This window comes from Amycolatopsis sp. NPDC102389, from assembly GCF_044765885.1.
Taxonomy (GTDB): Bacteria; Actinomycetota; Actinomycetes; order Mycobacteriales; family Pseudonocardiaceae; genus Amycolatopsis.
Genome location: NZ_JBIWKX010000128.1, coordinates 1 through 3,567 on the forward strand (window position 1 = coordinate 1; position 3,567 = coordinate 3,567).

Consider the following 3,567-nt stretch of genomic DNA (forward strand, 5'->3'; position numbering starts at 1 on the left):
GCCCGCGGGGGCGGGGCCGGCCGGACTCACCACCCCCACACCCCCCCCCCCCCCCCCCCCCCCCCACCACCCGCACCGACCACGCCACGTTCGCCTTATCCCTCACGCGGCGTCGGTGTCGACGGTTTCGACCCGGATCGCGTGGCTGGCGGACAACCGGCCCGGAGGACACGCGGTCATCGCCTTCGCGCCGAGACGGTCGGCCGTCGGTAGACGAGCTGCTCGCCGTTCGCCGCCGGATCCTCTTGATTGGCACGGACAAGGGCCGCCTCGACCAGATGATGGTCCGGAGAGTGCTGGCACACCGGGTCGGTGCGGCCGGCGTCCCCGGTCAGCGCGAACGCCTGGCACCGGCACCCGCCGAAGTCCAGCTCCTTGCGAGGGCAGCCGCGGCAGGGATCGGGCATCCACTCCGTGCCCCGGTAGGCCTTGAACGCGGAGGATTCCGACCAGATCCACTCGAGGCCGTGGTCGCGGACGGAGGAGAACTTCAGCGTCTTGATCTCCGCGGCGACCGGGCACGGGTAGACCATGCCGTCCGGCGCGACGGTCAGCGCGTTCTGCGCCCAGCCGCCCATGCACGGCTTCGGGTAGGGCTCGTAGTAGTCCGGCAGGATCCAGAGCATCTCCATCCGCCCGGCCAGCTCGGCCTTGCGGCGTTCGTAGACACCGACGGCCTCGTCCAGCTGGGCTTTGCTCGGCATCAGCAGCTCGCGATTGCGCAGAGCCCAGCCGTAGTACTGGCTGTTGGCGAGTTCCAGCCGTTCGGCGCCCCAGTTCACGCAGACGTCGATGATCGCGTCGAGCCGGTGCAGGTTCAGCCGGTGCAGGACCACGTTCATGTTCAACGGCAGCCCGGCGGCGCGGATGATGCCCGCGGCGGCTTCCTTCTTGTCGAACCGCTTGCTCGCCGCGACCAGGTCCGTCGACTCGGCGGCGTCCCCCTGGATGCTCAGCTGGGCGCTGTTGAGGCCCGCCGAGACGAGCGATCGCGCCCGGGCCTCGGTCAACCCGAGACCGCTGGTGATCAGGTTCGTGTAGAGGCCACGACGGCGGCACTCGGCGACCATCGTCTCCAGATCGCCGCGGACGAGGGGTTCACCGCCCGAAAAGTGCACCTGGACGACCCCGAGGCCGGCCGCCTCGCCGATCACCCGCACCCAGTCGTCGGTCCCGAGCTCGTCCTCCCGCTCGCGCAGTTCCAACGGGTTCGAGCAGTAGACGCAGTGCAACGGGCACCGGTGCGTGACTTCGGCCAGCAGACCGTACGGCTGCGGAGTCCCGTTCATGTGACCACCACCCAGCCCCGTCCGCTCGCGTCACGGAGGAACGTCATCACGTCGTTCACCAGATCGGTCGCCTCGAACTCCCGCTCGAGCTGCTCGACCAGCTGCCGCACGGTCCGGCTGCCGTCGCACAGGCCGAGGATCGCCGCCCCGGACTTGTTCAGGAGCACGACCCGCTCCGGCAACAGGAGAAGCTCCACGCCACGGACACTGTCGTGTTTGAGCATCGCCTTCGTGGCCAGCCGGGGAGTGGCCGCGAGATCGCTGTCGTCCATCACGAACCCTTGCCGTACGCGAACTGCACGGCGTCCAACAGGCTCCACAAGACATCGCATTTGAACTCCAAGGCCCGGGCGCACGCGTCCTGCTGTTCCCTGGACTTCGCGTGCTCCAGCACCAGCTCGAGCAGATGCGCGATGTCCTTGGGCTGCTGGGTCAGCCGCGCCCGGAAGTACTCCAGACCGTCCTCGGCGATCCACGGGTAATGCCGCCGGACGTCGGTGATCCGCCTGCTGAGCAGATCCGGCGCGAACAGTTCCGTCAGCGCCGACGCCACGGATTCCAGCCACGGCTTCCGGCGGCAGAAGTCCACATAGGCGTCCACCGCGAACCGGACGCCGGGCAGCACCGTGTCGACGTCGAACAGTTCTTCGCGGGTCAGGCCGACGGCCTGGCCGAGGCGCACCCATTTCTCGATGCCGCCTTCGGTTCCTTCTCGCCCGTCGTGATCGATGATGCGCTGGATCCACCTGCGCCGGTCCGCCCGGCCGGGCAGCTTGGTCAGGATGAACGCGTCCTTGACCGGCAGATTCATCTGGTAATAAAAGCGATTGCGCACCCAGCCACGGAATTCTTCCTCGGTGAGCGTTCCCGCGTGCATCCGTTCGTTGAACGGGTGCAGATGGTGATACCGCTTCTCCCCGATCGATCGCAGCCGTGCTTCGAACTCCTCCGCGGACCAAGCGTTCATACTTCCACCTCCAAGCCGGCTCGGCCGATCTCGATGCCCAGGCTCGTCAGCCACCGCCGCTCGCCGGACCCTTCGTCGAGAATCGGGTTGGTGTTGTTGATATGCGTGTAGATCTTCCGTTTCGCCGGAAGCGCCGCCAGCGCGCGGGCCGACCCGTCGGCGCCGCCGACGGGCATATGCCCCATGGACCTTCCGGTCCGGTTTCCCGCACCCTGGCAGGACATCTCGTCGTCCGTCCAAAATGTACCGTCGAGGAAGACGCAATCGGCCGAGGCCACCTGCTCGGCGAACTTCGCATCCCAACGGGGCAGCGTCGGCGCGTAGACGACGGTTCCGCCCGTCACCTTGTCCTGCAGGCGGAAGCCCACTTCCCATTCCGACGACGAGTCGCGATGCGGCGAATGCCGCGACCTCCCGACGTAGCGCGGCGCCTTGGAACCGGTCTGGAAGGCCGTCACCCGCAGCCGGTCGTCCAGTTCCAGCGGCTTGCCGATCTCGATCCGGGACCAGGCGAGATCCGCGTAATCGCTCAGCAGCTCCCGGACCGGGAACCACGAGCTCAGCGCCTCCAGTACGGGATGGGTCCCGTAGACCTTCAGCGACGACTCCTCGCGCAACATCAGCAGGCCGATCGTGTGATCGAACTCCGCGTCGGTCAGGAGCACACCGGCGACCGGTGTCTCCCGGATCTCCGGGCCCGGATGCAGGACGGGATCCGCCGCGATCTGATGGTGGACGTCCGGGGTCGCGTTGAGCAGGAACCACCGGTCACCGTCTCCGGAAACCGCGATCCCGGCGTGCGTCGTCGCGACCTCGGGCTTCGCTCGGGCGGTGCGGCATCCGGTGCAGGCGCAATTCCATTGCGGAAAACCACCGCCCGCCGCCACTCCGAGGCAATGAACGAACACACGTCCTCCCTCGAATTCGGCCCCTGGCAGCGGCCGTGACCTGAACTCGGTTTGTCTTCGCCCATCTTCTTCGCCCGCGCCGGGCCTGACAATCGATCGCCCACGACCGGCACCGAATCACTGACGAACGGCGACCTCGCCGTCACGAGCGGATCGCCGTGATCAGGCGTCCTCCCCGGGGTTGGGGGTGGTTATCGGTTGTGTGTATCGGGGGATTGTGTTTTCGGATGTGGCGGGGTGTTGCCGCTGTGGGGGTGGGGTGGTGATGGTGGTGGGGTTCTGGTTTTCCCTTGTGTGGTGAGGAGATCGTTGTGGAGTTGCAGGTGGCGTTGGATGTGCTGGATCTTCCGTCGGCGTTGACGTTGGCGAATCAGGTGGCCGAGCACGTGGACATTCTGGAGTT

At 67.3% G+C, this 3,567-nt stretch carries 4 protein-coding genes; all 4 read right to left on the reverse strand.

Annotation, left to right across the window (positions count from 1 at the left end; translation table 11 throughout):
• Window positions 1-176 precede the first annotated feature (176 nt).
• Genes pqqE through pqqB form a run of 4 tightly spaced genes read right to left on the reverse strand, consistent with a single transcriptional unit; the run spans window position 177 to window position 3,164 of the window.
• On the reverse strand, window positions 177-1,289 hold the full coding sequence (pqqE, locus tag ACIRGA_RS40780) for a pyrroloquinoline quinone biosynthesis protein PqqE (protein ID WP_400952921.1): 1,113 nt from the start codon (window positions 1,287-1,289) through the stop codon (window positions 177-179).
• Window positions 1,286-1,561 carry a pyrroloquinoline quinone biosynthesis peptide chaperone PqqD gene (gene pqqD / locus ACIRGA_RS40785; protein ID WP_400952923.1) on the reverse strand — a complete coding sequence of 92 codons (276 nt, stop codon included), beginning with the start codon at window positions 1,559-1,561 and terminating at the stop codon, window positions 1,286-1,288. Before pqqD ends, pqqE begins: the two co-directional genes overlap by 4 nt.
• A complete protein-coding gene (gene pqqC, locus ACIRGA_RS40790; protein ID WP_400952927.1) occupies window positions 1,561-2,256 on the reverse strand; it encodes a pyrroloquinoline-quinone synthase PqqC in 696 nt (231 codons plus the stop codon). Before pqqC ends, pqqD begins: the two co-directional genes overlap by 1 nt.
• Complete coding sequence (gene pqqB / locus ACIRGA_RS40795) at window positions 2,253-3,164, reverse strand: pyrroloquinoline quinone biosynthesis protein PqqB (protein WP_400952930.1); 912 nt, start codon at window positions 3,162-3,164, stop codon at window positions 2,253-2,255. Before pqqB ends, pqqC begins: the two co-directional genes overlap by 4 nt.
• Window positions 3,165-3,567: the final 403 nt, after the last annotated feature.

What these genes read in the sequence shown, in the direction of transcription:
- pqqE (WP_400952921.1), bottom strand. Translation starts at nt 1,289, where the DNA reads ATGAACGGGACTCCGCAGCCGTACGGTCTGCTGGCCGAAGTCACGCAC.
- pqqC (WP_400952927.1), bottom strand. Translation starts at nt 2,256, where the DNA reads ATGAACGCTTGGTCCGCGGAGGAGTTCGAAGCACGGCTGCGATCGATC.
- pqqD (WP_400952923.1), bottom strand. Translation starts at nt 1,561, where the DNA reads ATGGACGACAGCGATCTCGCGGCCACTCCCCGGCTGGCCACGAAGGCG.